We start from the raw sequence: 26209 nt of genomic DNA on the forward strand, positions 1-26209 counted from the left end.
ACGCGATACGAACAGCGATCAGTGGGGGCCACACGATGACACCGAACGGGGAAGGGACGACATTCGCGAGCGCGCCGGTCGCGCCGGATCGCCGTCCGCCCGACACCGCGCAGCTCGAACGGCTGCTCTTGCGTGCGCGCAAGGCACACCACGAGGGCGCGCTGCAGCATGCGGAGAATGCGTATGCCGAATTGCTGACGCTCGATCCCGAGCACCCGGAGGCACTGCACCTGCTCGGCGCGGTGCGCTTCCAGCAGGGGCGGCTCGACGATGCAGAGCCGCTGATGCGGCGCTCGGTCGAGCGCCAGCCGGTGCCGCTCGCGCTCGCGAATTATGCGGCGGTGCTGGCCGGGCTCGGGCGCGAGCACGACGCGCTCGCGCGGCTCGACGAGGCGCTCGCGATCAATCCTGTCCATCAGCGCGTACTGTTCCAGCGCGCCGGCCTGCTCGCGCAGCTCGGGCGGCACGACGACGCGCGCATGGTCTACGATCGCCTGCTCGAACTGACGCCCGGCTTCGCCGACGGCTATGTGAGGCGCAGCGACATGCTGCGCGCACTCGGCCGCCACGACGAAGCGCTCGCCGACTGTGAGCGGTCGATCACGCTCGCGGGACGTTCGTTCGACGCGATGCGCGGGCGTGGGCTCGCGCTGCGCGAACTCGGCCGTTTCCGCGATGCGGTCGACAGCTATGGCCACGCACTCGCGCAGACGCCGGGCAGCGTCGAAGTGCTGTTCCTGCGTGGCGTCGCGTATCTGGACCTGCACGATCCCGAACGCGCGCTCGCGGATTTCAATGCGGCGATCGCGGCGAGTCCGACCTTCGTCGATGCAATCTTCAACAGCTCGATCGCGCTCGAGCAGCTCGGCCGGCACGACGAGGCGCTCGGGCGCTGCGACCGCGTGCTCGCGATCGATCCGCGCCATGCGCGGGCGCTCGCGAATCGCGGCAATGCGGCGAGCCACCTGGAGCGCTATCGCGATGCGGTCGACAGCTATGCACGCGCGCTCGATGCGGAACCGGGCAGCATCGGCGTGCTGTGCAACTATGCGAGCGCGCTGATGCGCGTCGAACGTCACGACGATGCGCGCGACATGTGCGACCGCGCGCTCGCGCTCGATACGAGCTATGCGCCTGCCTGGTTCACGCGCGGCCGCGTGCAGCTCGAAACGCATCGCTACGAGGCTGCGCTCGACGATTTCGCCCGCGTGATCGACGCGACGCCGCGCGACAAGCTCGCGCACTTCCACAAGGGCAACGCGCTGCGCGCGCTGCGGCGTCACGACGACGCGCGGCAGGCGTATGCGGACGCGATCGACGTCGATCCCGACTACGTGCTCGCGCACTGCATGCGTGCATTCCTGTGCCTGTCGATCGGCGATTTCGAAGCGGGCTGGGCCGAGTACGAATGGCGCTGGCGCGATACGCAGCTCGACGCGAGCCGTCGCACCTTCGCGCAGCCGCGCTGGACCCACGGGATGCCGCTCGACGGGAAGACGATCCTGCTGTACCCGGAACAGGGGCTCGGCGACACGCTGCAGTTCTGCCGCTACGTGCCGCTCGTGAAGGCGCTCGGCGCACGCGTCGTGCTCGAAGCGCCGGTCGAACTGAAGACGCTGTTCGCAACGCTCGATGGCGTCGATACGCTCGTCGCGCGCGGCGAGCCGCTGCCGCCGTTCGACCTGCATTGCCCGCTGCTGAGCCTGCCGCTCGAATTCCGCACCGACCTGGCGTCGATTCCGGCAAGCGTGCCGTATCTCGCCGCCGACCCCGTGCGCATCGCGCGCTGGCGCGAACGGCTCGGCGCATCGACGCGGCCGCGCATCGGCCTCGTATGGTCCGGCAACCCGCTGCACCTGAACGACCGTAACCGCTCGATGACGCTCGCGGATCTGCTGCCGCTGTTCGACGACCGCTACGAGTGGATCAGCCTGCAGAAGGTGGTCCGCGACGAGGATCGGCCGGTGCTCGACGCGAGCGCGGTGCGGTTCGTCGGCGACGAACTCCAGGACTTCGCCGATACGGCGGCGCTGACCGCACTGATGGACGGCATCGTCAGCGTCGATACGTCCGTCGCGCACCTCGCCGGCGCACTCGGCCGGCCGCTCGCGCTGATGATTCCGCATACGCCCGATTTCCGCTGGCTGCTCGAGCGGGACGACAGCCCGTGGTATCCGTCCGCGCGGCTGTTCCGCCAGCCCGAGGGCGGGCAGTGGGCGCCCGTCGTCGAGCGGATCGCGGCCGATTTGCCGACGCTCGTCTGCGGAGACGCGCGATGAGTGCGCGCCGCGAGCCCGCGCCGATGGCCGGCGCCGTGCTCGGCGCAGCCACGGCGCCGTTGCGTGCGGTGCTCGACGACGCGTTGCGCAATGCGCGCGCGCGGCTCGAACAGCGCGACTTCGCGGGAGCCGGGCGGCTCTACGAAGGCGTGCTGACGATGGCGCCCGACCACGTCGAGGCACTGCACCTGCTCGGTCTCGTGCATCTGCAGCTCGGCGACCCCGCGCGCGCGGAGCCACTGATTGCCCGGTCGATGCGGTTCGGGTTGAACCAGCCATGGAATCTCGCGAACCATGCGGCGGCGTTGACCGGCGTCGGTCGCCATCTCGACGCGCTCGCCGTTGCCGAGCGCGCGCTCGCGACCGATCCGAACCATGCGCCGTCGAATGCGGCGCGCGGCGACGCGCTACTCGCGCTCGGACAATACGATGCGGCGCTCGCGGCCTACGATCGCGCGCTCGTGCGCGAGCCGGCCCATGCGGCCGCGTGGCGCAAGCGCGGTGAGACGCTGCGGCGGCTCGAACGGCCCGCCGATGCGCTGATCAGCATCGAGCGCGCGTTGCGGATCGACCCGGGCGATCCGGCCGCGAACATCGAGCGCGGGCATGCGCTGCGCGCGCTCGGCCATCGCGAGCAGGCGCTGCACAGCTATCAGCTCGCGATGGTCGTGCGCGGCAAGACGCCCGAGCTCGTCTACGCATGCGGCGTCGTGATGACCGAACTCGGCCGCCCGGCCGACGCGCTCGCGTGTCTCGACGAAGGGCTCGCGCAACTGCCGAACGACGAACAGTTGCTGTACGCGAGCTGCGTCGCGCTGGATCTGCTGCATGCCCGCGACGAATTGCTGAAGCGCTGCGACCGGCTGCTCGCGCTGAATCGCGGCAACGTCGCCGCGTGGGTCGGGCGCGGCAATGCGCTGCTCGGGCTCGAACGCTACGACGAAGCCGCGCACGCGTACCGCGAAGCGCTGGCGCGCAAGCCCGACGATATCGACGCGCGGCGCAACAGCGCGGCCGCGTTTCGTGCGCTGGGCCGGTTCGACGAAGCGCTCGCCGACTACGACGCGGCACTCGCGCTGACGGGCCCGCATGCGGAACTGCATTACAACCGCGCGCTGGCGCTGCAGCAGCTCGGCCGCTACGACGAAGCGCTTGCGAGCCACGCGGCCGCGGCTGCCGCGCCGGCGGAAGCCGCGCAGGCGCTGTTTACCCGCGCCGTTGCGCGCCAGCATCTCGGCGACTACGACGCGGCGCTGGCGGATTACGCCGATGCTTGCCGACGCGATCCTCACCACGGCGCCGCACGCCGGTCGGAGGCGTTCTGCCGGCTGCTGACGGGTGATTTCGACGAGGGATGGCGGCAGCACGAGACGCGCTGGGATGCCGCAGACGTGATGCTGCACCGGCGTCATGCCGACCGACCGCTGTGGACCGGTGACGAACCGCTCGCGGGCCGCACGCTGCTGCTGCACGCGGAACAGGGCTACGGCGACACGCTGCAGTTCTGCCGCTACGCGAGCCTCGCGCATGACCTTGGCGCGACCGTGATCGTCGAGGCGCCGGCCGCGCTCGGCGAGCTGCTCGGCACGCTGCGCGGCGTGAGCCGGATCGTTACCGAGGGGCAGCCGACACCGGCGTTCGACCTGCAGTGTCCGCTGATGAGCCTGCCGTATGCGTTCCGCACGACGCTTGATACGGTGCCGGCCGACGTGCCGTACCTGCGTGCCGATGCACGGCGGCGCGCTGCGTGGGTGCAGCGCCTCGACGCGCTTGCGCCGCCAGGCCGGCTGCGGGTCGGGCTCGCGTGGTCCGGCAATCCGCGTCATGCGAACGACGAGAACCGTTCGATACCGTTCGCCGCGCTCGCGCCGCTCGTCGGGTGCGATGCGCTCGATGCGACGTTCGTGAGCCTCCAGCCGCAGGTGCGGGCGCGTGATCTGGATGAATTCGCCGCGAGCGGCGTGCTGTCGTTCGCGGACGCGCTCACGGATTTCGCCGAAACGGCCGCGCTGGTCGACACGCTGGACCTCGTGATCAGCGTCGACACGTCGGTCGCGCATCTGGCCGGCGCGCTCGGGCGGCCCGTGTGGGTGCTGCTGCCGCGCGTGCCGGACTGGCGCTGGCTGCTCGCACGCGACGACTGCCCGTGGTATCCGGCCGCGAAGTTGTTCCGGCAGGTGAGGCCTGGCGACTGGCCGGCGGTGATCGACCGGGTGGCTGCGGCGCTTGGCGAGGCGGCCCGCGCACGCGCCGAACCGGCGTGACCGGCCTTCCATGACAAAAGCTACGGACCTTTTCAAGGCGGCGGGAATGGTCCGTAACAGTCGCCATGTCGCTGCCATTCGCGCTTCGTATGGTCTCTGGATTCCAGCGGCCTGTTTCAGGCGCAACGACATGCGCGGTGCCGGACCGGCGCCGCGCGCAATTTCCTAGCATCGGGGTGGAAAGAATGGCAGCACGCGCACGTACGGATCGGCAACCTCGCGCCACGGCCTCGCGGTCGGTCCTGAAATCGGAGCTGAGCCCACTGTACCGGGCGGTTGTGCTGATGCTCGCGGCGGGCGTGTCCGCGCATGCGCATGCGGCGGGCATCACGAACCTCGGGCAGGCGACTGCGCGTGCGGCGGGTGGGGGCGCGGGCGGCGTCGGCGGCATGCCGGGCGTGCCGAATCTCGGCGTGTCGCCGCAGCAGGCGCTGCAGGCCAGCCAGCCTTCGATCCGCAACCTCGGTTATGCGGCGCATGCGATCGCCGCGCAGATCGCCGCGCAGCAGAATGCGGCGGCCGCGGCGGCGAAGCTGCCGTCGACGGTGCCGAACGGGCTGGCGCCGGGTGGGTTGCAGGTGGCGAATGGTGTGACCCTCGTGACGGACGATAAGGGCAACCAGATCAGTCAGAACACGGATACCGGCAGCCCATTGCTGTGGGTGAACGCGAACGGACCGAAGCAGAACGTCGATGCGAACGGGCACGTGAACGTCGACGTCAAGCAGACCGGGCAGAACGCGGTGCTGACGTGGGAGACGATGAACGTCGGGCGGCAGACGACGCTGAATTTCGATCAGTCGGGCGGCACGCAGACGAATGGGGCGAACAACTGGGCGGTGTTGAACCGGGTCAACGATCCGAGCGGCAGGCCTAGCCAGATTCTGGGGAACATCACCGCGCAGGGGGCGGTGTATGTGATCAACCGGAACGGCGTGCTGTTTGGTGCCGGGTCGCAGGTGAATGTGCATTCGCTGGTGGCGTCGTCGCTCGATGTGCTGAACATGAACAATTACAACCAGGCCCTGCAGAACAGGGTTCCGGTTGTGACGGACAGCAGTCTCGCGCAGGATGCCGCGGGGATCGTCGCGAGCAACAAGCAATTCCTGAGCTTGCCGGCCGGGACGACGGGTGGGCTGGCGTATCCGGAGTCGGGTAGTTCGTCGGGGGTGAATGGTAGCAGCCAGGTTCCGAACGAAGTGCTTGGCCTTGGCAACCAGATCAACCTCACGTCCGCCAGCCAGTATCAACCGTGGGGCGATGTCACCATCGAACAGGGTGCATCGATCACCACGCACGCGAACGGCAACGCGAGCGACGGCGGCTTCGTGATGATTGCCGCGCCAAATGTGACCAACGCGGGGCACATCAAGGCGACGGATGGGCAGGTCGTGCTGGCGGCGGGTGTCGGTGTGAGCCTGCGGCCCAATAGGGGTGCCACGACGAATCCCCAGGTGCTGCTGCCTGAACTGAGCGGGCAAATTCTGCTCCTCGGACCGAATGGCCAGACGACAGACATCACGCCAGCCGGCACGCTGACCAATACCGGCATCGTCGAAGCGGCGCGCGGCAACGTGAACCTGCTTGGCAGCCGCGTTGCGCAGAACGGTGTGGTTGGCGTGACGACGAGCGTCAACTCACCCGGCACGATCACGATTTCCACGGTCGACGAGTACAGTTCGAACAACCCGACGGGCACCCATTACCTCGGACTGGGGCAGGTGACCGGCGGAATCGGTGGCCCGGACGATGCGCATCGCGCCGGGCTGTTGAGCTTCGGTCCCGATTCGGTGACGACGGTGATGCCGGACGGCAACGGCCAGACGACGCCTTCCACGCCGGGCGCGACCTTCACGCCCGGCAGCATCGGCATGACGGCTGGGTCGATCTGGTTTCAGGGCGGTTCGTTGATCGAGGCGCCGGGCTCGACCGTATCCGTGGTGGCGCTGACGCCGTCGGCATCGGGCGTCAAGGCACCGGCAGGACAGACAGCCGTGCCCGGCCGGATCTATCTGGATAGCGGCGCGACGATTGACGTGTCGGGGCTCGCGAACGTCGAAGTACCGATTTCGCAGACCCTCGTGACGGTCGACCGGATCGGCCAGAACGAACTCGCGGATTCGCCGCTACTGCGCAACGGGTTCCTGCTCGGGTACAAGGGCCTCGTGTTCGACAGCACGCTGACGGGTACGCGCAGCGACGGCGTGCAGTGGGTCGGTAGCCCGATCCTGAACCTGTCGGGGTACGTGAACCTGATTCCGCGCACGGTCGATCAGCTGCTTACGAACGGCGGAACGATCACGCTGTCCGGCAACGAAGTGATGACGGCGACGGGTTCGTCGATGAACCTGAACGGCGGATACGTGCATTACGACGGCGGGATGGTGAATACCACGCGGCTCGTCGACGCGAACGGCGCGATCGTGCCGATCGGCCAGGCGAGCCCGTACGAGACCTACGTCGGTGTGGCCGGCGAGTTTATCGAATCGCATCCGCGCTGGGGCGTGACGAAGACCTGGTACAACCCGTTGCAGGCGGGCGGCATCGCCGTGCCGGGCTCGATCGTCGGCGGTGTCTACGAGCCGGATTACATCGTCGGCGGCAACGCGGGCACGCTCGACGTCTATGCGACGCAGTCGATGGTGCTCGACGGCGACGTCAGCGCGCAGGCGTTCGGCGGCGCGAAACAGATGCAGGGCAACAGCTTGCCTGGCGGCGGGACGTTCAACCTCGGGGCCGATCCGAAGCTTGGCGGCACGGCGTTGAGCGACCTGACGTCGAACGGCCGCGAAAGTGCGTCCGGCACGATTGGCCTTGTGACGCTTCAGAACAGCGCGCCGTTGCTGGACGAGATCGCGCCGGGTTTCTCGATCGATACACCGCTCGACCAGAAAGCGCTGCAGGCGCTGCCGGCCACGGACCCCCGCAACGTGCAGGCGGATACGGTGGTGCCGGTTGCGATGTTGAACGGCGGCGGCTTTGCGAACCTGAACGTGACCGGGGACAAGACGGGCGGCAAGGGCATCACGGTTGCGCAGGGCACGCAACTGAACCTGCAGCCGGGCGGATCGATCACGCTCAACAGCCCGGCGGAAAATGCGAGCGTCAACGTGCTCGGCCAACTGGCCGTGCCCGCTGGCTCGATCTCGATCACGAGCGGCGGCAATGTCGTGGTGGGCCCGCAGGGGATGATCAGCGCCGCCGGCCAGTGGGTGAACAACGACGTGCAGGCGTCGCCGGGCACGACGCCCGGCAACAGTCAGTTCATCAATGGCGGCAGTATCTCGCTGTCGACGAACGAAGGGTCGGGCAGTGCCGGTGGTGGCCGTATCACGGATACGACGGGTTCGATCCTGCTGCAGCCCGGCAGCGTGCTGGACGTGTCGAGCGGCGGCGAGATGCTGGCGAACGGCCGGATGCTGATGCGGAACGGCGTGCCAGTGGGGCGAGCGGGTAATGTCGCGTTGAGCACGTACGTGACGTCTTCGCAGTATGGGAATGACGGGGTTCGCCCATACCTGCCCAGTACGCAGCCGACGTCCGGCACGCTCACGATGGAAGGCACGATCCTGAGCGACGGTTTCTCGGGCGGCGGCACGTTGACGTTGCAGGCGCTCGGCTTCCGGATCGGCGGCGATCCGGCGTCGGCATCGCCGTGGGACATCTATCTGCCCGAGAGTTTTTTTGCGCAGCAAGGCTTCGGCAAGTACGTCCTGAATGCGTATTACGACGCGACCGTCGCGCCCGGCGCGCGGGTCGCGCTCACGCAATTGAATCGCATCCCCGACGGCGTGTCGCTGCAGCAGGCGGCCACGGGAGCGAACCTGTCGACGGCGGGGTTGACGACTTCCGGCCAACTCGACACCTATCACCGGCAGGCGACAAACCTCGTGCTGACGGGGGGCAATTATTCGTCGTGGGTGGGGACGTCGAATACGGCGCCGTCGTACCCGGGCGTAACCGGGGCGGTCACGCTGTCGTCCGGCGCGTCGATCCAGGCGGACGCGGGCGCGAGCATCGGCCTCGGTTCGCCGACGCAGGTCACGGTATTGGGTTCGGTATCCGCGCCCGGCGGGGCGATCACATTGAGCGCGGATTCGAACGGTGCTTTCGCGCAGACGGGGCAGCTCAACTCGGGGTTCACGAGTCCCGGTAAATCGGTATGGCTGGGTTCCGATGCGACGCTTGACGTGTCGGGCGTCGCGCTGATCAATCCGCTCGCGACGCCGGTCAAGATCGGCGGGACGGCCGTCGTGCCGAACACCGGTAAGGTACTGCCGGGCGGGTCGGTCACGCTGTCGAGCGATGCGGGTTATGTGGTCGCTCAGGCGGGCTCGAAGATCGACGTGTCGGGCAAATCTGCGAACTTCGACCAGTTGCAGGCGAACGGTACTTACGCGTTCCAGCCGGTGTGGAGCGATGCCGGTTCGATCACGCTGTCCGCCGGGTATGGTCTCTTTGCCGACGCGACGCTCGCCGCGCATGGGGGCGGCGCACAGGCGCGGGGCGGTACGCTGACGATTCTGCCGCAGCAGAGCAGCGGGGCTGCCGGCGCGACCGCACTTGTCATCCGGCAAAGCGGCGAGTTGACGCCGGCCGGCCTGGCACCTGGGCAAAGCTTTTCGACGGCGATCGATTCGACGACCGGGCTGCAGATCGGCCAGCCGACCGGCGTCATTCAGTTCGCCGCCGATCGGCTGAGTGACTCGGGCATTGCGAATCTCGTGCTTGGCAGCGCTGCGCCGTCCAATATCGCCGAGCCGGTCCCGCCGATCGTGTTTGCCGGGAACGTGAAACTGAGCTTGCCGGAGTCGGTGACGCTGAATACCGGCCGGATCGCCGCGCTTGGCATGGATCAACTCGCGACGCTGCTGTCGACGCCGGCCCAACAGCCGGACAACAACTCAACGCCGCCGACAGTACTCTCGACGCTGCTCGCACAGCCGCCGCAGCAAGCGCTCGGCACGACGATCGAGATCGATGCGCCGTATGTCGCGTTGACCGGACCGGCGCTGACGTCGCAGTCGCCGGCATTCAAGCCGGTCGCGACTGTTTCCGATGCGAACCTGAACGTGAACGCGTCGTTCATCGACCTGCAAAACCAATTTCAACTTAACAATTTCGGCCACGCGAACTTCACGAGCAGTGGCGATGTTCGCCTGAGTTCGGTGAGCGCCGGGCAAGCTCAGGCGCCGGGCATCCTCTATACGCCGGGAGACTTGACGTTCAAGGCAGCGAATCTGTATCCGGCGACCGGCAGCACGTTCATCGTCGATGCGGTCGGCCCGATCGATGCGACAACAGGCAAGCCAACTCCGACGACGATCACATTCGCGTCGAACGGTGCGTCGAGCACACCGCTGTCCGCAGGCGGCGCGCTGCTCGTCGATGCGACGAACATCGTGCAGGGCGGCACGGTGCGCGCGCCGTCCGGCACGCTCGTGTTCGGTATCGGCGATCCGTCGAATGCCGCGACGCAGGCACAGTTCGCAGGTCTGCCCTTGGTCGCGACGGATTCGGTCAAGCTGGCAAGCGGCAGCGTGACATCGGTCTCGAACGAAGGCGCGGTCATCCCGTATGGCACGACGGTCGACGGTGTCGAGTGGCAGTTCAATCCGGTCGCCGGTGCGACGACGACCGACTTGACCGCACCGCCCGCGAAATATGTCGGCGTGAACGGCGGTAACGTCGCGCTCGACAAGGGCGCGACGATCGACCTGTCCGGCGGCGGCGATCTGCAGGCCACCGAATGGGTGCCGGGCACGGGCGGCACGCGCGACGTGCTGTCGCAATACAACGTGAGCTACGCGAGCGGCAAGGGCGCGACGGCCGTGCCTGTCAACGCGGGGGCCGGGAACGTCTATGCGATCTTGCCGGGCAAGCAATCGCCAGTCGCCGCCTACGACCCGACGTTCGCGCAGACGCAGCAGCCGTCGACCAATGCGAACGGCACGGCGACGACCGCGACGGCGACGCTCGGCGTCGGTCAGGCCGGCATGGGCGATGCGGTCGGCAAGGCCGTGTACCTGTCGGGCGTGCCGGGGCTGGCGGCCGGCTACTACACGCTGCTGCCTGGCAAGTACGCGACGGTGCCGGGCGCCTATCGCGTGACGGTGTCGAGCACGGCCGGCAATCTCGTGCCGGGTGCGAGCCAGGTGCTGCAGGACGGCACGGTCGTGACGGCCGGTTATTTCGCGGATGCGCTGACGGGCAGCCGCAGCGCGACGCCGACGCTGTTCAACGTGCAGTCGAACAACGTCTGGCAGCAGTACTCGCAATACACGCTGACGGGGGCGAACGCGTACTTCACGAAGCTTGCCGCGAGCAAGGGCAACGTGACTCCGCCGCTGCCGGTCGATGGTGGCCAACTGGTGCTGGCGGCGACGAAGGCGCTCACGCTCGGCGCGACGTTGAACGCGGCCGCCGGCGCGGGCGGTGCGCCTGCCGAGGTCGACATCGCATCTCAAGACATCCAGATCACCGGCAACGGCGCGGCGGCGCTGCCCGGCTATCTGCAGATCGGCAGCGATGCGCTCGATTCGCTGAACGCGGGCAGCCTGCTGATCGGCGGTACGCGTGCGGCGACCACGAGCGGCGTCACGATCACGCCGATTGCGAACAGCATCGTCGTGTCGAACGACGGAAACACGACGCTGAAAGGCCCCGAGATCCTGCTTGTCACGAAGACAGACGGTAGCGGCACCGATCCGAATGCTGCAAACGGCCTACGCGTCGACGCAGGTGCATCGATTGCCGCGCAGGGCGACTATCCGGCGGCGAAGGACCAGCCGATCGCAATCGCCGGCGACGGTGCGCTGTTGCGCGTGTCGAACGGCGCGATGGCGCCGCTGACGCGTACCGGCGGCACGGGCACGGGCTTGCTGACGGTCGGCGCGGGTGCGACGCTCGCGGGCGGCCAGGCGCTGCTGCTCGATTCGTCCGGCGACCTGAAGGTCGATCCGACCGCGGCGCTGTCGGCCAAGTCGATCACGGCGGACGGTTCCGCGATCACGTTCACGAACGCGAGCGGCGCGGCGGCGGCGAGCCTGCAGGGCTTCGTGGTCGACCCGGCCGGCCTAGCGCAATTCGCGAACGCGCAGCAGGTGACGCTGCGCAGCTATGGTGCGATCGGTTTCGTCGGCGACGTGAACGCGACGTTTGGCAACAGCATCGATCTGAGCGCCGGCACGTTCACGAGCGATGGCGGCCACGTAACGCTGAATGCGCAACAGGTTGCGTTCACGAACGAGATGGGTGCGACGCCGGGCACGGCGACGACTGGAAGCGGCACGCTGACGGTCAACGCGAAGGAAATCGACTTCGGCACGGGCACGAAGGCCGCCAGCGGTTTCGGCTCGGCGATGATGAACGCGACGGGCGGCATCGTCGGGCAGGGCACGGGCACGTTCGATTTCGGCGCATTGCCGGTGACACTCAATGCGCCGGTCTACCTCGCCGATACGAGTTCGGCCGCTACCGTGAAGACGACGGGGGCACTGACGCTGAATGGCGTAGCGGGCACTGCACTGACCCGCGACGCGGTGGGCGGCTCGTGGACCTTCATCGGCGGTACCGTGGCCGACAACGGTGCGACGATCAGCGCGCCGGCCGGCAATGTGACGCTCGAAGCAACGAACGGCAACCTGACGATCGGCGGTGGATCGACGGTCAGTTCGGCAGGCGTATCGAAGCAGTTCTTCGACGTGACGCGTTACGCGCCGGCCGGGTCGATCACGCTGACGGCCGATGCGGGCACCGTCGACGTGCAGTCCGGCTCGACGCTGGATTTCTCCGGCGCCAGCGGCGGCGGTGCGGCGGGCAGCCTCGCACTGTCTGCGCCGCAGCAGGTCGTGAACCTGAACGGCACGATCAAGGGCGGTGCGGCGAGCGGCTATGCGGGCGGCTCGTTCTCGCTGAATACCGGTGGTGCTGCCGACCTCGATGCACTGTCTAAGACGCTTGCATCGAGCGGCGTGAACCAGGCGATTACGGTCCACACGAAGACGGGCAACCTGACGCTGTCGCCGGGCAACACGCTGACCGCTCATTCGGTGCTGCTGACGGCCGACGGCGGGCTGGGCAGCGCGGCCGACACGGCGAACGGCAATGTTAACGTGCTCGGGACGATCGACGCGTCCGGCAAGGCGGGCGGCGAGATCGACCTGTACGGGCGCAACGGCGTGGACATCGAAGGTTCGCTGCTGGCGCGGGGTTCGGATCCGAACCAGCGCGGCGGCAAGGTCAATATCGGCACGACCGCGCTGTTCGATCCGACGATCGTCGATGCGAACGGCAACTCGACCGCGTACAACGCAACCTATGGTTACGAGAATATCCTCCGCGCGAACTCGGGAGCCATCACGCTCGGAGCGAACGCGCTGATCGACGTGTCGGGCGGGACGGCGGGCGGTTTGTCCGGCGGCACGGTGAATTTCCGCGCGCCGCTGCTGGCCGACAACGGCGTGAAGGTCAACCTGCCGGATACGTTCAACGACGGCAAGGGAATCGTCGGTTCGCGCGCGACTTCGCTTGAGGCCTACGCGGTGTGGAGCACGACGGATGCGACGACGGGGGCGAAGCACTTCGACGGTGTCATCGACCCGGCGGGATGGTATGACAAGAGCGGGCATCTGCTGACCGGCACGTTTACCGCGCAAGGTACGTCCGGTACGCCGGCAACATTCTCGTTCGCACCGGACGGCTCCGGCGGCGGCACCCTGACGAATCAGGCGACCGGCGTGGCGACGAGCGTCACGCAGGCGCAGCTACGAGGTGGTGATAAAGATATTGGTTTCGACGGGCTGAACAACATGTACTTCGCGCCGGCGAGCAACGGTGCGAATACGGATCACCAGACTTTCTACGGATACCAGAACGGCGACGCATCGACCGCGGCGCCGGGTACGTTGATGGGGTTCGTGCAACACGGACTCGATACGCTGGTCGATCCGTTCGCAGGAAAGAACATCGCGAATACGCGCATCGTGCCGGGAATCGAACTCGACAACCCGAGCCCCGCGATCAACGGTGGCGATATCCAGGTGCTGACGAACTGGAACCTCGGTGCGGGCGCGTCGCCGACGAATCTCGCATTCCGCTTCGACGGGCAAGCGCCGGTCGTGACGCTGCGAGCCGAGAACAATGTGAAAGTGAAGGCGAGTCTGTCGGACGGATTTTTCCAGATTGCGAACCCGCTAGGCGGTGGCGGGACGATTCCGGTGCCGCCGTTGTCGACGCTGTCGGCGGTACAGGCGATTTATGAAGCGCCGGCGGGATATTACGGGGCTTTGGCAGGCTATGGACTTCCATATTTCGCGAGAAACGGCTTGGCGTCAGGTCCGGGGCAACCGACCGGCGGTACACCGGACGAGATTGCCGAGTACTACGCGCTTTATTCGGCGTATGCGCAATTCCTCGACCAGACCGCGACGAGCTTTTCGTCAGCGCTGCAATGGCCGTCGAACGTTACCAATATGGAGATCGTCTCCAAGTTCCGAGGGCTAAACTCCACAACGATGCTGCCCGGTCAGGCAGTGGCACCGATCGCGCCGACCGCGGCCGAGCAAGCGTCGAATCCCGGATCCTATCTGATCTATCTGAATCAGTATCAGAAGTATCTGTCCGATTCAGTCCAGTTTGCGGTCCAGCATCAGCTGCAATGGCCGCTCGTGACTACTGTCACGGCTCCAAGTGTTCAACCCGTTTCGGTCATCGCGACCACGACAATCAGCTTGCCCGCCGTGACGGACAATTCGCCGTCCCCGACGTCCGTTGCGACCGTTCCGATTCCGCTTGTGTCTGCGTCGCTGACGGGCGGATCGAGCAGTTCCTTCCGTGTGGTGGCAGGGGCAGATCTGAACAGCACAAACCCGCTGTCGCTCCAGGCACCGACCGCAGGGGGCGGATCGAACGGCAAGAGCGTGACCTTCGACGGGCATACGACGTTCGTGGATGGCAACGGGCTGGCGTTGCTGGCTCCAACGATGATACGCACCGGTACCGGAGCGATCGATATCGCGGCGGGCAACGACATTACGTTGTTCGACGCCGGGTCGATACAGCCGGGCAGCCAGGACGTGCAGGTTCCGGGCGTGATTTACACCGGCGGCGCGCCTGCCGCTGGAGCGCCAGCCTCCGGCATCGGCCTTTCGATCATTCATGGCGGAAACGGCAATCCGGATATTCTGGTCACGCCCGCCGTCAATCCGGATTCGGCCGGCGATATCACGATTCACGCACAGCGCGATATCACGGGCGCGGAGTATCTGACCGATGTGAACGGCACGGTGACCGGGCGGAAAGGCGCCAACATCAGCCAATTCTGGTGGCAGTGGATGCAGCTCGGCAATCCGACCGGAATGGTCGGGGCGACCAATCCGGCGACGCAGATCGTCCAGTCCTCCATCAACTTCGGTGCATTCGGTCAAGGTGTGTTGAGTACCGGTGGAAACGTGTCCGTGTTGGCGGGCGGGAATATTTCCGACCTGTCGGTGTCGTTGCCGACGACGTGGTATCTGACTGGCGCCAATACGGATAGCCCGATGGTCAATACGGTTGGTGGCGGCAACCTGACCGTGCGGGCGGGCGGGGACATTCTCAGCGGTGGTTATTTCGTCGCGAAAGGATCGGGCACGATCTTGGCGGGCGGGAAGATCGGGTCGGATATCGTAGTGCCCCCGGATTTCGCCGGGGCGCGGGCCGTGACGATGGATACGTTGCTGGCTACGCAGGATGGTGTGCTCGACGTCAACGCGCGACAAGGCGTCAGCATCGGGCGCGTGCTCGATCCGTCGTATGTGCAGGGCAAGGCGCTGTTGTTCGCATACACGCAGCAAGCCGACATGAAGGGCTATTCGTCGACATCCGCTGTCAGTGTTGCGTCGACGACGGGCGATGTTGCGATCGGTACACTCTCCGACGTCGGGCTGATTGGCGGCGGTGCGCCCAATTCACCGACTGCGGGTTTGAACGATTTTTCGTCCGTCCTCCCTGCGTCAATGAATTTGACTGCGTTCACCGGCGGTATTGCCGTGGCGGCGAGCGGCGGGCTATACCCGTCGCCGTCGGGCAATCTGACTCTGGTTGCCGATCAGTCCATCAATCTGTCGAGCAGCAACGGAACAGGGCCTAACGGAAGGCCAATGTTCGGCATGCTGGATGCCGACCCGTCTTCGATGCCTTCACCGGTCAAGCCGAACGTCTTTGTCGCGGATCCGACCGTCGCATCGGCAGCGGCACATGACGCTGTCGCGCTGCATCGTGACGACACAGCGTCAGCGAGAATCTACAGCCTTAGCGGAGACATCGTCGACGGTGTGCTGCAGACGAGCGGTCTCGATGAAGGCTTCTACGGCAATCTGGTTCCTGTTATTACAGATAAGTCCGCTTTGATTCAGGCCGGGCGCGACATTGTGAACTTGTCGTTCCTGGGCCAGAACCTTCGTCAGTCCGATGTGACACGTGTTGTCGCCGGGCGAGATATTTACGACACGCCGCTCGTACACAACGTCAATGCAGTCGTGCCGGTTCTGTCTCTTGGCGGGCCAGGTACCTTTGATATCGAAGCAGGTCGGAACATCGGCCCGCTGACCAGTCAGCTGGACGTGTCGTCGGCCCTGACGAATCCGGGCGGCAAAGCCACCGGCATCAATGCGATCGGAAACGCGAACAATCCATATCTGCCCCATGAGAGCGCGAACGTCAATGTGCTGTTCGGCGTCGGGCCGGGTATCGATACCGCATCGTTCATTTCGACGTACGTCGATCCGGCGAAATCCGTACCCGGCGTTTCCAGTGCGACACCCGCGCTCGTCACGTTCATTGAGCAGTACGAGGCGGGTCTCTCGATCGATACGGGGCTGGTCAACGATCAGCCGGCGATCAAGCCATTGACCTCGGACGAAGCGTGGTCGAAATTCAAGGCGTTGCCGCAGTATGTCCAGCAGCTTTTCGCCGAGCAGGTGCTGTTCAAGGTGCTGTCCAGCGTCGGTGAGGATTACAACAATCCCGCCAGTCCGTACTATCAGAAATATGCACGCGGATACGAGGCGCTCAATACGATGTTCCCGGCTGCGCTGGGCTACACGGCCAACAATCTCGGCGGGGGCAGCAACGGTGCGAACAAGTTGATCGATACGGGTGACCTGGACATTCGCAGTACGACCATCCAGACGCAGCAGGGCGGCAACGTATCGATCCTCGGTCCGGGCGGGCAGGCGCTGATCGGCAGTACATCCGCACCGCCGCAGATCGCCGATGCCGCCACCGGCAAGGTGATTGCCGGGCCCGGAACGATGGGGATCCTCACGCTCGAGACGGGTGACATCGATATCTTTACGGACCGCAGCGTGTTGCTGGCGCAGAGCCGGATCTTCACCGAGCAAGGCGGCGACATGACGATCTGGAGCTCGAACGGCGACATCAACGCCGGCAAGGGTTCGAAGTCGTCGGCCAGTACACCCGCGCCACAATATGTGTGCGATGCGAACCACTACTGTACGGTCGACGCACGCGGGCAGGTCACTGGCGCGGGCATCGCGACGCTGCAGAGCGTACCGGGCGTGCCGATCGGTACGATCAACCTGATTGCGCCGCGCGGCACCGTCGATGCGGGCGATGCCGGCATTCGTGCGGGCAACCTGAACGTGGCGGCGCTGCGCGTCGTGAACGCGGACAACATTCAGGTAACGGGCAAGTCAACCGGCATCCCGCTCGTGCAGGCGGTGAATACTGGGGCGCTGACGGCCGCGAGTGCGGCGGCATCGGCAGCGACCCAGGTGGCGCAGGATATCGCGAAGAATAACGCGTCCGGCGCGCCGGCGAGGCGCTGGACGATCTCGGTGCAGGTCGAAGGTTTCGGCGATGCGGGAGGCGATGGCATGAAGAAGCACAAGCAGCAGGTGGGCTACGATTCGTCGAACGCGGTGTCGATTCTTGGCTTCGGTCAAGCAGGGGCCACGCAACGGGCCACGTTGACGGCGGAGGAACGCGCCAGGTTAGGCAAGATCTGATTCGGACGAATGCACGGCGCGACGCGGGTTGCCGGTTGTAACGGTGCCCGCGTTTTATTTTGCAGGCAGGCGTCGTGCGGATCGTTCGACGAGAAGCGGGAAGATGTTGTGCGCGGGGATCGGGAAGTTTACCGATCGACGAACTGAGCGGAATGGATGTGAAAGACGGTTGTATTGCAGACCTGTCCTTCCAGACGCCTTGCATGCTGCGAGATCACGTGGACATCCGATTGCAACGCAGGATGTCCGGAAACGTTGCGAGTTGCCTGACGGATGTGCTGGTGATGACCAAAAGAAACTGCGCCGCTGGTGACCCAGGGGCGCAGCCGTTTGGATCCCGGAAGTCAGCTCGGCGACTTAGCGGCCGACCACCGTACCCGCGCAGACGCTCGCGTTGCCGATGTCGAGGTTGAAGCCGCTCGCGTTGCTCAGGAAGTCGTTCGAGATGGCCCTCTGGTAGCTCGACGAAACCGTGTCGAAGCCATTGCCGTGGACGATCGACGCGAAGCTGGCGTTCGTGAAGTGCGCGTTCAGGAAGTCATGCACGGCCGTCTTGACGTTCGCGTCGGCATAGCACTGGCTCAGAATGATTTGGCTCGTACCTGAAACCGGATAACCGGACGCTGGGTTGGCGGTGTTCGGCACCCAATTGGCCGGGTTTGAGGCGGTGACCTTGGCCACCGGTGGCGAGACGGTGCCGAGTGCCGTCGTCGCGCTCGCATACGTCGGGGCATAGTACACGCCGTTCTTCGCGTTCACGAGGCTTGCCACCGGCAGTTGCAGCGCGCCGGCCGACGTTACGACCGTGCTCGACGGGGCGAGGAACGTGTTCGTATAGGCCGGGCTCAGGTACGCGACCGCAGCACCGGTGGACGACGTCAGCGCGCTATGCACGCCGCCATCACCCGACGCCGCGACGAAGTTCGACGGTAGGATGCCGCCCGGGAACGAAGCCGTGAACGTCAGCGAGTCGACGAACGTCACGCCTGTCGCCGTATTGGCGGTCGTGCAGACAGCGGCCAGGTGGCGGGTCAGCAGTTCGGTCGTGCCGCTACCGTCCGAGCGGTAGATCACCTTGATCGGCGCGTTCGTCGTGTAGACCGCAGTCGTTTCCGGATTCGTGACCTGGTTCCAGTTCGTCAGCTTGCCCGAGAAGATGCCGCACAGATCGTCGTCGTTCAGCGCGATGCTGTGCGCCTGACCCGGCGTCGTTTGCGGGGTCGTCGTGCTCGTCACGGCCGGGCCATTGACGACCGGCACCATGATCGGCGTGACGATGTACGGGATCTGGATCAGCGGGCCGTTGGTCGCACCGAGACCGGCCTTGTACGACGTGAGCTGGGCGGTCGATAGGGCCGCATCGCTGTTCGCGAAGTGGACCGTGCCCGTGACGCCAGCGCCGAAGAACGTCGGCTGGTTGTTCAGGAATGCGTTCTGACCGGCGCCCGAGCCGACCGAGAAGTACGTGAACGAGCCTTCGGCGGTGCCGAACAGGCCGATTTCGGTTGCGGTGTTGCTGATCCTACCGATGGCCGGAGCGACGAGCGACGAGCCGCCGCCTTGCACGTTCGGCGCGGCCAACGCGGCCGTGGCGCCCAGACCGGAAACGAGAAGCGCGATGATCCGGCAGAGTCTGCGTGGTTGAAGTTTCATAAGATTTTCTCCCGTCGTGTCGACCGGATATTCTAAGTGCGCCACATGTTCGAAAGCGATGCTCGAGCTGGCGGCGAAGGGAAGCGCAGATTGCATGCGCAAAGAAAAACTGCGCCCACGGTTTCCCAAGGGCGCAGTTGCGTCGGGCAAAAATCAGCCCGAATAGCGCTTAGCGACCGGTAACCGTACCCGTGCAAACGCTCGTGTTGCCGATGTCGAGGTTCCACGTGCTCGCGTTGCTCAGGAAGTCGTTCGAGATGGCCGTCTGGTAGGTCGACGGAACCGTGTCGAAGCCGTTGCCGTGAACGATCGATGCGAAGCTGGCGTTCGTGTAGTGGTTGTTCAGGAAGTCATGCACGGCCGTCTTGACCGTCGCATCCGCATAGCACTGGCTCAGGATGATCTGGCTCGTACCCGAAACCGGATAGCCCGAAACCGGGTTGCCGGCAGCGGGCACCCAGGCTGCCGGGCTGCTGGCGGTGAGCTTGCTGTTCGGGGGCGCAACGGTACCGAGCGCAGTCGTCGCGCTCGCATACGTCGGCGCATAGTACACGCCGTTCTTCGCGTTCACGAGGCTGGCCACCGGCAGCTGCAGCGCGCCGGCCGACGTCACGACCGTGCTCTTGGGCGCAAGGAACGTGTTCGTGTAGTCCGGGCTCAGATACGCGACCGCAGCGCCGGTGGAAGACGACAGCGCGTTGCGCACGCCGCCGCTGCCCGAAGCCGCGGTGAAGTTCGACGGTACGGCACCACCCGGGAACGAAGCCGTGAACGTCAGCGAATCGACGAACGTCACGCCCGTCGACGTGTTGGCGGTCGTGCAGACAGCAGCCAGGTGGCGGGTCAGCAGTTCGGTCGTGCCGCTGCCGTCCGAGCGGTAGATCACCTTGATCGGCGCGTTCGTCGTATAGGCCGCGGTCGTTTCCGGATTGATGACCTGGTTCCAGTTCGTCAGCTTGCCCGAGAAGATGCCGCACAGATCGTCGTCGTTCAGCGCGATGCTGTGCGCCTGACCCGGCGTCGTTTGCGGGGTCGTCGTGCTCGTGACGGCCGGCCCGTTGACGACCGGCACCGTGATCGGCGTGACGACGTACGGGATCTGGATCAGCGGGCCATTCGTCGTGCCGAGACCGGCCTTGTACGACGAGAGTTGGGTGGTCGACAGGGCCGCATCGCTGTTCGCGAAGTGGACCGTGCCCGTGACCGTCGAACCGAAGTACGTCGGCTGGTTGTTCAGGAACGCGTTCTGGCCGGCGCCCGAACCAACCGAGAAATACGTGAACGAGCCTTCGGCGGTGCCGAACAGGCCGATTTCGGTCGCGGTGTTGCCGATCGCGCCGATGGTCGGAGCGACGAGCGACGAACCGCCGCCGTGAATGTCCGCGGCCATTGCGGCCGTGGCGCCCAGACCGGAAACAACGAGAGCGAGGACTTGACAGATCTTGCGCTTGCTGGATTTCATGAGAAATTTCCTTGGACGAAGATAAACGGGAACCCCTGCTACTGCGGTTGGAATGCTTATGGACCGCCGGGTAAATGTAGGTGGAAATCCGAATAACGCGTGTGAATTTTTCATAACGAATGGTGCGTAACATTTTCTCCAAAGAAGCCATTGCGTTATTCGGATTGATAAAGCGAGGATTTGACTGCCATTCGGCATGCACCGGAATTCCCAGATGTTGAGATTGCGCCGGGGAGCGTCGCTGCGCGCCTTCGATCGGGCCTGGAGCGGGGCGTTGGAGCACCTTTCCGCACGTCACGAGGACGGCCCCCGGCATACGGTGCCGCGCTATCGCAACTCCAAGTCAGTTTCGTGGCGGATGCTACGGAACATTTCTTCCAGAGGCGAATGAGTCATCTGTTGAAATTTTCCTGAAATTGATTGAATGAGTTTGATAAAAGAACGTTGATTGGTGCGTATCTGATCGTTAATGTTTGAATGATTGATGGTGCTATCAGAAATGAAATCGTTTTTCCAATATAAGAATACCGATCTAAAGTAATAAAGCCCGCCAAAAAAGGTAGCCCAACATTCGTCACAAATTTGCGCCGGTTCGCTCCTTAGTCTTCCCCGGCGACTCCATCCGGCGCCGTTATGCAACATCGCCGGAAAAAAGTCGTACGCGTGACACGAGGGCAGAGGGCACTGACATGTCGGCATTCCGTTACGAAGCGATCGATCCCACCGGCCGCACGCTGAAAGGCGTGCTCGAAGCAGACAGCGCACGCTCGGGCCGCAGCCAGTTGCGCACGCAAGGGCTCACGCCGCTCGTCGTCGAACTGGCAGCACAACGCCTGCACGGCGAGCGTCATCAACGCCTGTCGTTCGGCCGCAAGCTGTCGCAGCGCGAGCAGGCGATCCTCACGCGCCAGCTCGCGAGCCTGCTGGTCGCGGGGCTGCCGCTCGACGAAGCGCTGTCGGTGCTGAGCGAGCAGGCCGAACGCGAATACCTGCGCGAGTTGATGGCGTCGATCCGCGCGGAAGTCGTCGGCGGCCATTCGTTCGCGAATGCATTGAGCCAGCATCCGCGCGATTTTCCGGAGATCTACCGCGCGCTCGTCGCGGCCGGCGAGCACACGGGCAAGCTCGGCGTCGTGCTGTCGCGTCTCGCGGATTACATCGAACAAAGCAACGCGCTGAAGCAGAAGATCCTGCTTGCGTTCACGTATCCGGGCATCGTCATGCTGATCGCGTTCGCCATCGTCACGTTCCTGCTGAGCTACGTGGTGCCGCAGGTCGCGAACGTGTTCACCAGCACGAAGCAGCAGTTGCCGACGCTGACGGTCGTGATGATGGCGTTGTCCGATTTCGTGCGGCACTGGTGGTGGGCGTCGCTCCTGGCGACGGTCGCGATCGTCTTCGCGATCCGCAAGGTGCTGTCGCAGGAAGGGCCGCGGCTCAGGTTCGATCACTGGGTGCTGACCGCGCCGCTCGCGGGCAAGCTCGTGCGCGGCTACAACACGGTGCGCTTCGCGAGCACGCTCGGCATTCTCACTGCGGCCGGCGTGCCGATCCTGCGTGCATTGCAGGCGGCCGGCGAGACGCTGTCGAACCGCGCGATGAGCGCGAACGTCGACGATGCGATCGTGCGCGTTCGGGAAGGGTCGGCGCTGTCGCGGGCGCTGGCTCATACGAAGACGTTCCCGCCGGTGCTCGTGCACCTGATCCGCTCGGGCGAGGCGACCGGCGACGTGACGACGATGCTCGACCGCGCGTCCGAAGGCGAATCACGCGAGCTGGAACGCCGCACAATGTTCCTGACGAGCCTGCTGGAGCCGCTGCTGATTCTCGCGATGGGCGGCGTGGTGCTCGTGATCGTGCTCGCGGTAATGATGCCGATCATCGAGTTGAACAACATGGTGCAGTGAAGCGCCGCCGTTCAGCGCACGAACGCGTTCGCCTTCTCCGTGGCGGGCAGTGCGATCTCGCGTTGCAGGCCGTTTCGGTCGACGACGATCGAGCGAGCACGAACCTCGGCGAGCTTCGCGGCTTCGCCGATCGCCGAGCCGAGCGACACGACGCGCGACGCTTCCCCGCCGACGCTGACGATCGCGGCCGCGCGGCGCGCATCGAACGCGAGTACGCCGAGCAACTGGATCGTGTCGCGGCCGTTGTCGGGCTTCGCGCCGAAGAGTTGCGCGCTCGCGGTGACGTCGAACGTTGCGGGCGGCGCGACATGCACGGGAGCCGGCGCATCGGACGCACTCAGCAAACGCACGGCCCACAGCGATACGGCGACGAGTGCCGCACCGGAAGCGAGCGTCGCGACGAACGGCAGGAGATCGACACGGGACGGAACGGTGCGGAGCAGGGCGAGCGGTTTCATGGCGACAGGTCGGCGCGATGGACAGAAGAGGGTTTCCATTCTTTGATGCAAGGGTGAATGCATGATGACGGGCCACGACGAAACCAGAACGTTGCATGCGAAACGATCGCGCGAACACGCGCACCGTCGCACGCAACGCGGCTTCACGCTGCTGGAGATGCTCGTCGTACTCTTGATCGTCGGGCTGCTGGTCGCGGTCGTCACGCTCGCGCCGTCGCGCAATCGCCGCACCGATCTCGCCGAGGAGGCACAGCGCCTCGCGAACCTGCTCGAATCGGCTGGCGACGAAGCACAGGTGCGGTCGATGCCGATCGCGTGGCAGCCGGTAGGCGGTGGCTACCGGTTTGTGCAGCGCACGGAAAATGGTGCGTGGGTGCCGATGACGGACGACCTGTATCGCGCGCGCCGCTGGGGCACCGAGGTGACGGCCTTGTCGGTGCGTTACACGGGTGGCGACGACGCACCGTCGCGCATCGTGCTGGGCAGCGAAAGCATCGACGTGCCGGTGACGATCACGCTGTGGTCCGGCGATGTGCGGATGGCGGTCGTCGGCACGGGCATCGGCAACTTCGTCGTGCGCAGGCCGTGAGCAGCGTGCGGCGTGCGATGAACGCGTGGCGCGCGAAAGTGGTGCATCGCATTGATTCGCGTCGCTGCACGGTTCACCTGACTGTCACAGTGCCCGCTCACAATCTGTCGTTCGCTTGCGGCCGAACCGCTAACGGGGGTTCGCGTTCCGGCCCGCAGCGTGCAACTCCACTTCCGTCCAGGGATTCATGACTCGTTCACGGGCGCCGACCGGTGTCCTGGCGCTCGTCGCGTGGCTCGCGTTCGTCGTGCTTTGCATGCGCGGCGTACAGGCACAGGAGACCGGTTCCATCGGCCGCCAGCCGGGCAGCGTGGCGCATTTCGATCTGCCCGCGCAGCCGCTCGCGAAGACCTTGCAGGACTTCGCGCGGATCACCGAGCTGATCGTGCTGGCGCCGGCGCCGCTGCTCGACGGGCGCACGAGTGCGCCGGTGCAGGGCGATTTCGTGCCGCGCGACGCGCTTGAGCGGATGCTGGCCGGAACGGGGTTGCGTGCGGAATTCTCGCGTCCGGACGAAGCGATCATCGTCGCGCAATCGGTAGCCGAGACGGCGCCTGCGCCGGTCGACACGCCGGTGGACGCCGCGCTGCCGATCGACGGGATCGGCGATTCCGGCGAGCGGCGCGCGTTCGCGGGCCTGCTGCAGGCGCATCTGATCGATGCGCTGTGCACGCAGCCGGCGGCGGTGCCGGGCAGCTATCGACTCGTCGCGCAGGTGCGCATCGACAACAGGGGGGCGGTGGTGGCGGTCAACATGGTGGCATCGAGCGGTTCGGCCGCCCGCGACGCGGCGGTGATGCACGCGCTGCGCGCGCTGAAGCTGGGCGATGCGCCGCCGGCGGATCTGCCGCAGCCGGTCACGATCCTGCTGCGGCCGGCCGGCAACGGCGTGCATTTCCGTTGTCCGGCGCCGCAGCCGGCGGTGCGGGGCTAGCCCGCGATGTCCGACAGCAACCGCACCGGGCTCCGGAATCTGCTGGCGACGCGCTATGCGTATCTCGTCAGGCGTCTCGAACGCGTGACGGGGTCGAAGGACGGCGCCGCCGACGCGCTGCACGAAACCTGGCTGCGTCTCGAGAACGCAAACGTCTCCACGCAGGTGACGAATGCGGACGCCTATATACTCGGGATGGCGAACAATGTCGCGATCGACCAGCATCGCCGCGAACGACGGCATCTGCACGACGACGATGTCGAGACGCTGCTCGAGATGCCCGACGAACTGGCCGATCCCGAGCGTATCGTCGCGGCGCGCCGCAAGGTCGATACGCTGAAGGACGTGCTGCGCGGCCTGCCGCCGCGGCGCCGTGCGATCCTGCTGGCCGCCCGCGTGGACGGCCTGTTGAACCGCGAGATCGCCGAGCATTTCGGTATTTCGCTGCGACTCGTCGAAAGCGAGCTGAGCGCGGCGATGAAGTACTGCCTGCAGCGCATGCAGGAAGAAGACGGTGATCCGTACACGGGTTCGCGAGGCGGCCCGCGCAAATTTTGAGCATCCGGACGATGACGAAAGCCCAGGCCGAACCTGCCCACGACGAACTCGACGAAGCGAGTGCGTGGCTGCTGCGTCTGCGCTCGGGGGACGCGAGCCAGGCCGAAGCGGACGCGTTCGAGCGCTGGTGCGCCGATCGTCCGCAGGCGGCCGATCTGCTGCGCGACACCTGGAGCTCGCTGCGCACGGCCGCGACCGAGCTCGCGCACGAGGAGCGCACGGCCGCTGCCTGGGCAAATGTTGCAAAGCGCGAGCGCACGATGCGCACCGGGCGGCGCGCGTTCATCGGCTTCGCGGTCGCGGCCGGCGCGTCGTGGCTCGCGCTGCGCCCGCCGATGCAGTTGTGGCCTTCGCTCGGCGATCTCGCGGCCGATTACCACACGGGCACCGGCGAGCAGCGCAGCGTCGCGCTGTCGTCGCGCGTGACGGTGGAGCTGAACACGCAGACGCGCGTCGACGTGCTGCCCGCGAGCGATGCCGCGCACGGCGTCGAAGTCGTCGCGGGCGAAGCGGAGATCGATGCGGCCGTGCCGCCGGCCGGCCGCGCGACGCCGATCCAGCCGGTCACGGTGGTCGCGGGCGGCGGCCGCATGCAGGCGACCATCGCGCGCTTCAATGTGCGGCGCACGGGCGCGCAGGTCTGCGTGACCTGCCTGTCCGGCACGGTGGCGCTCCAGCATCCGCGCGGCGCGCGCATGCTGAAGGCCGACGATCAGATCGTCTACGACGATCGCGGCGTGCAACCCGTGTCGCGGATCGATCCGGGCGCGGTCAGCGCATGGCGGCGTGGCATGCTGGTGTTCAACGGCGTGCCGCTTGCAGATGTCGTCGACGAGATCAACCGCTACCGGCGCGGCAAGGTCATCCTGCGCAGCGCGTCGCTCGGCGCGAACCGGATGCAGGCGCAGTTCCCGATCACGCGGCTCGACGACGTGATCGACATGGTCGGCCGCCTGTATGGTGCGCATATCACGCGTCTGCCCGGCAACATCGTGCTGCTGAGCTGAGCGGCTTCCCGCGCTTTCCTCCTTCCTTCCTTTCTCCGCCAGGCGGCTCCTCCGCCTGCTTCCGGGCTGCCCGCGCGCTGCGGGTTAC

General features: G+C 66.0%; 11 protein-coding genes. 8 read left to right on the top strand and 3 right to left on the bottom strand.

All coding sequences use genetic code 11. From position 1 onward, the window contains the following. Positions 1 to 35: 35 nt before the first annotated feature. The 3 genes from CUJ89_RS21795 to CUJ89_RS21805 all read left to right on the top strand — a co-directional run bounded on the left by CUJ89_RS21795 (position 36) and on the right by CUJ89_RS21805 (position 17553). Positions 36 to 2279 carry a tetratricopeptide repeat protein gene (locus CUJ89_RS21795; protein ID WP_114179515.1) on the top strand — a complete coding sequence of 748 codons (2244 nt, stop codon included), beginning with the start codon at positions 36 to 38 and terminating at the stop codon, positions 2277 to 2279. Continuing rightward, positions 2276 to 4543 carry a tetratricopeptide repeat protein gene (locus CUJ89_RS21800; RefSeq protein WP_415859056.1) on the top strand — a complete coding sequence of 756 codons (2268 nt, stop codon included), beginning with the start codon at positions 2276 to 2278 and terminating at the stop codon, positions 4541 to 4543. The genes CUJ89_RS21795 and CUJ89_RS21800 overlap by 4 nt, the downstream gene beginning before the upstream one ends. Before the next feature lie 284 nt (positions 4544 to 4827). Beyond that, positions 4828 to 17553: a filamentous haemagglutinin family protein gene (locus CUJ89_RS21805; protein ID WP_236655085.1), complete on the top strand. Its 12726-nt coding sequence runs from the start codon at positions 4828 to 4830 to the stop codon at positions 17551 to 17553. A gap of 357 nt (positions 17554 to 17910) precedes the next feature. Here the strand turns inward: CUJ89_RS21805 and CUJ89_RS21810 are convergent, their stop codons facing one another. Both CUJ89_RS21810 and CUJ89_RS21815 read right to left on the bottom strand, forming a co-directional pair. After that, entirely contained in the window at positions 17911 to 19206 is a 1296-nt protein-coding gene (locus CUJ89_RS21810) for a substrate-binding domain-containing protein (protein WP_114179517.1), read from the bottom strand. 169 nt (positions 19207 to 19375) lie between these two features. Beyond that, positions 19376 to 20668 carry a substrate-binding domain-containing protein gene (locus CUJ89_RS21815; RefSeq protein WP_114179518.1) on the bottom strand — a complete coding sequence of 431 codons (1293 nt, stop codon included), beginning with the start codon at positions 20666 to 20668 and terminating at the stop codon, positions 19376 to 19378. Between the two features lie 689 nt (positions 20669 to 21357). On the opposite strand from CUJ89_RS21815, the gene gspF reads away from it, so the two are divergent. Next, on the top strand, positions 21358 to 22575 hold the full coding sequence (gspF, locus tag CUJ89_RS21820; RefSeq protein ID WP_114179519.1) for a type II secretion system inner membrane protein GspF: 1218 nt from the start codon (positions 21358 to 21360) through the stop codon (positions 22573 to 22575). Between the two features lie 11 nt (positions 22576 to 22586). On the opposite strand, the gene CUJ89_RS21825 is transcribed toward gspF, so the two are convergent. Next, entirely contained in the window at positions 22587 to 23033 is a 447-nt protein-coding gene (locus CUJ89_RS21825) for a type II secretion system protein N (RefSeq protein ID WP_114179520.1), read from the bottom strand. 61 nt (positions 23034 to 23094) lie between these two features. On the opposite strand from CUJ89_RS21825, the gene gspH reads away from it, so the two are divergent. The 4 genes from gspH to CUJ89_RS21845 all read left to right on the top strand — a co-directional run bounded on the left by gspH (position 23095) and on the right by CUJ89_RS21845 (position 26121). Further along, on the top strand, positions 23095 to 23622 hold the full coding sequence (gene gspH / locus CUJ89_RS21830; RefSeq protein WP_114179521.1) for a type II secretion system minor pseudopilin GspH: 528 nt from the start codon (positions 23095 to 23097) through the stop codon (positions 23620 to 23622). 187 nt (positions 23623 to 23809) lie between these two features. Further along, positions 23810 to 24556, top strand: a complete 747-nt coding sequence (locus tag CUJ89_RS21835; protein ID WP_114179522.1) for a secretin and TonB N-terminal domain-containing protein — start codon at positions 23810 to 23812, stop codon at positions 24554 to 24556. 6 nt (positions 24557 to 24562) lie between these two features. Beyond that, complete coding sequence (locus CUJ89_RS21840) at positions 24563 to 25114, top strand: RNA polymerase sigma factor (protein WP_114179523.1); 552 nt, start codon at positions 24563 to 24565, stop codon at positions 25112 to 25114. Between the two features lie 11 nt (positions 25115 to 25125). After that, positions 25126 to 26121: a FecR family protein gene (locus CUJ89_RS21845; protein ID WP_114181496.1), complete on the top strand. Its 996-nt coding sequence runs from the start codon at positions 25126 to 25128 to the stop codon at positions 26119 to 26121. Positions 26122 to 26209: the final 88 nt, after the last annotated feature.

The organism is Burkholderia pyrrocinia, from assembly GCF_003330765.1.
Taxonomy (GTDB): domain Bacteria; phylum Pseudomonadota; class Gammaproteobacteria; order Burkholderiales; family Burkholderiaceae; genus Burkholderia; species Burkholderia pyrrocinia_B.

Bases quoted from the DNA above. Each gene is read 5' to 3' on its own strand.
- CUJ89_RS21795 (WP_114179515.1), top strand. From the start codon at position 36: ATGACACCGAACGGGGAAGGGACGACATTCGCGAGCGCGCCGGTCGCG.
- CUJ89_RS21800 (WP_415859056.1), top strand. From the start codon at position 2,276: ATGAGTGCGCGCCGCGAGCCCGCGCCGATGGCCGGCGCCGTGCTCGGC.
- CUJ89_RS21805 (WP_236655085.1), top strand. From the start codon at position 4,828: ATGCTCGCGGCGGGCGTGTCCGCGCATGCGCATGCGGCGGGCATCACG.
- CUJ89_RS21810 (WP_114179517.1), bottom strand. From the start codon at position 19,206: ATGAAACTTCAACCACGCAGACTCTGCCGGATCATCGCGCTTCTCGTT.
- CUJ89_RS21815 (WP_114179518.1), bottom strand. From the start codon at position 20,668: ATGAAATCCAGCAAGCGCAAGATCTGTCAAGTCCTCGCTCTCGTTGTT.
- gspF (WP_114179519.1), top strand. From the start codon at position 21,358: ATGTCGGCATTCCGTTACGAAGCGATCGATCCCACCGGCCGCACGCTG.
- CUJ89_RS21825 (WP_114179520.1), bottom strand. From the start codon at position 23,033: ATGAAACCGCTCGCCCTGCTCCGCACCGTTCCGTCCCGTGTCGATCTC.
- gspH (WP_114179521.1), top strand. From the start codon at position 23,095: ATGATGACGGGCCACGACGAAACCAGAACGTTGCATGCGAAACGATCG.
- CUJ89_RS21835 (WP_114179522.1), top strand. From the start codon at position 23,810: ATGACTCGTTCACGGGCGCCGACCGGTGTCCTGGCGCTCGTCGCGTGG.
- CUJ89_RS21840 (WP_114179523.1), top strand. From the start codon at position 24,563: ATGTCCGACAGCAACCGCACCGGGCTCCGGAATCTGCTGGCGACGCGC.
- CUJ89_RS21845 (WP_114181496.1), top strand. From the start codon at position 25,126: ATGACGAAAGCCCAGGCCGAACCTGCCCACGACGAACTCGACGAAGCG.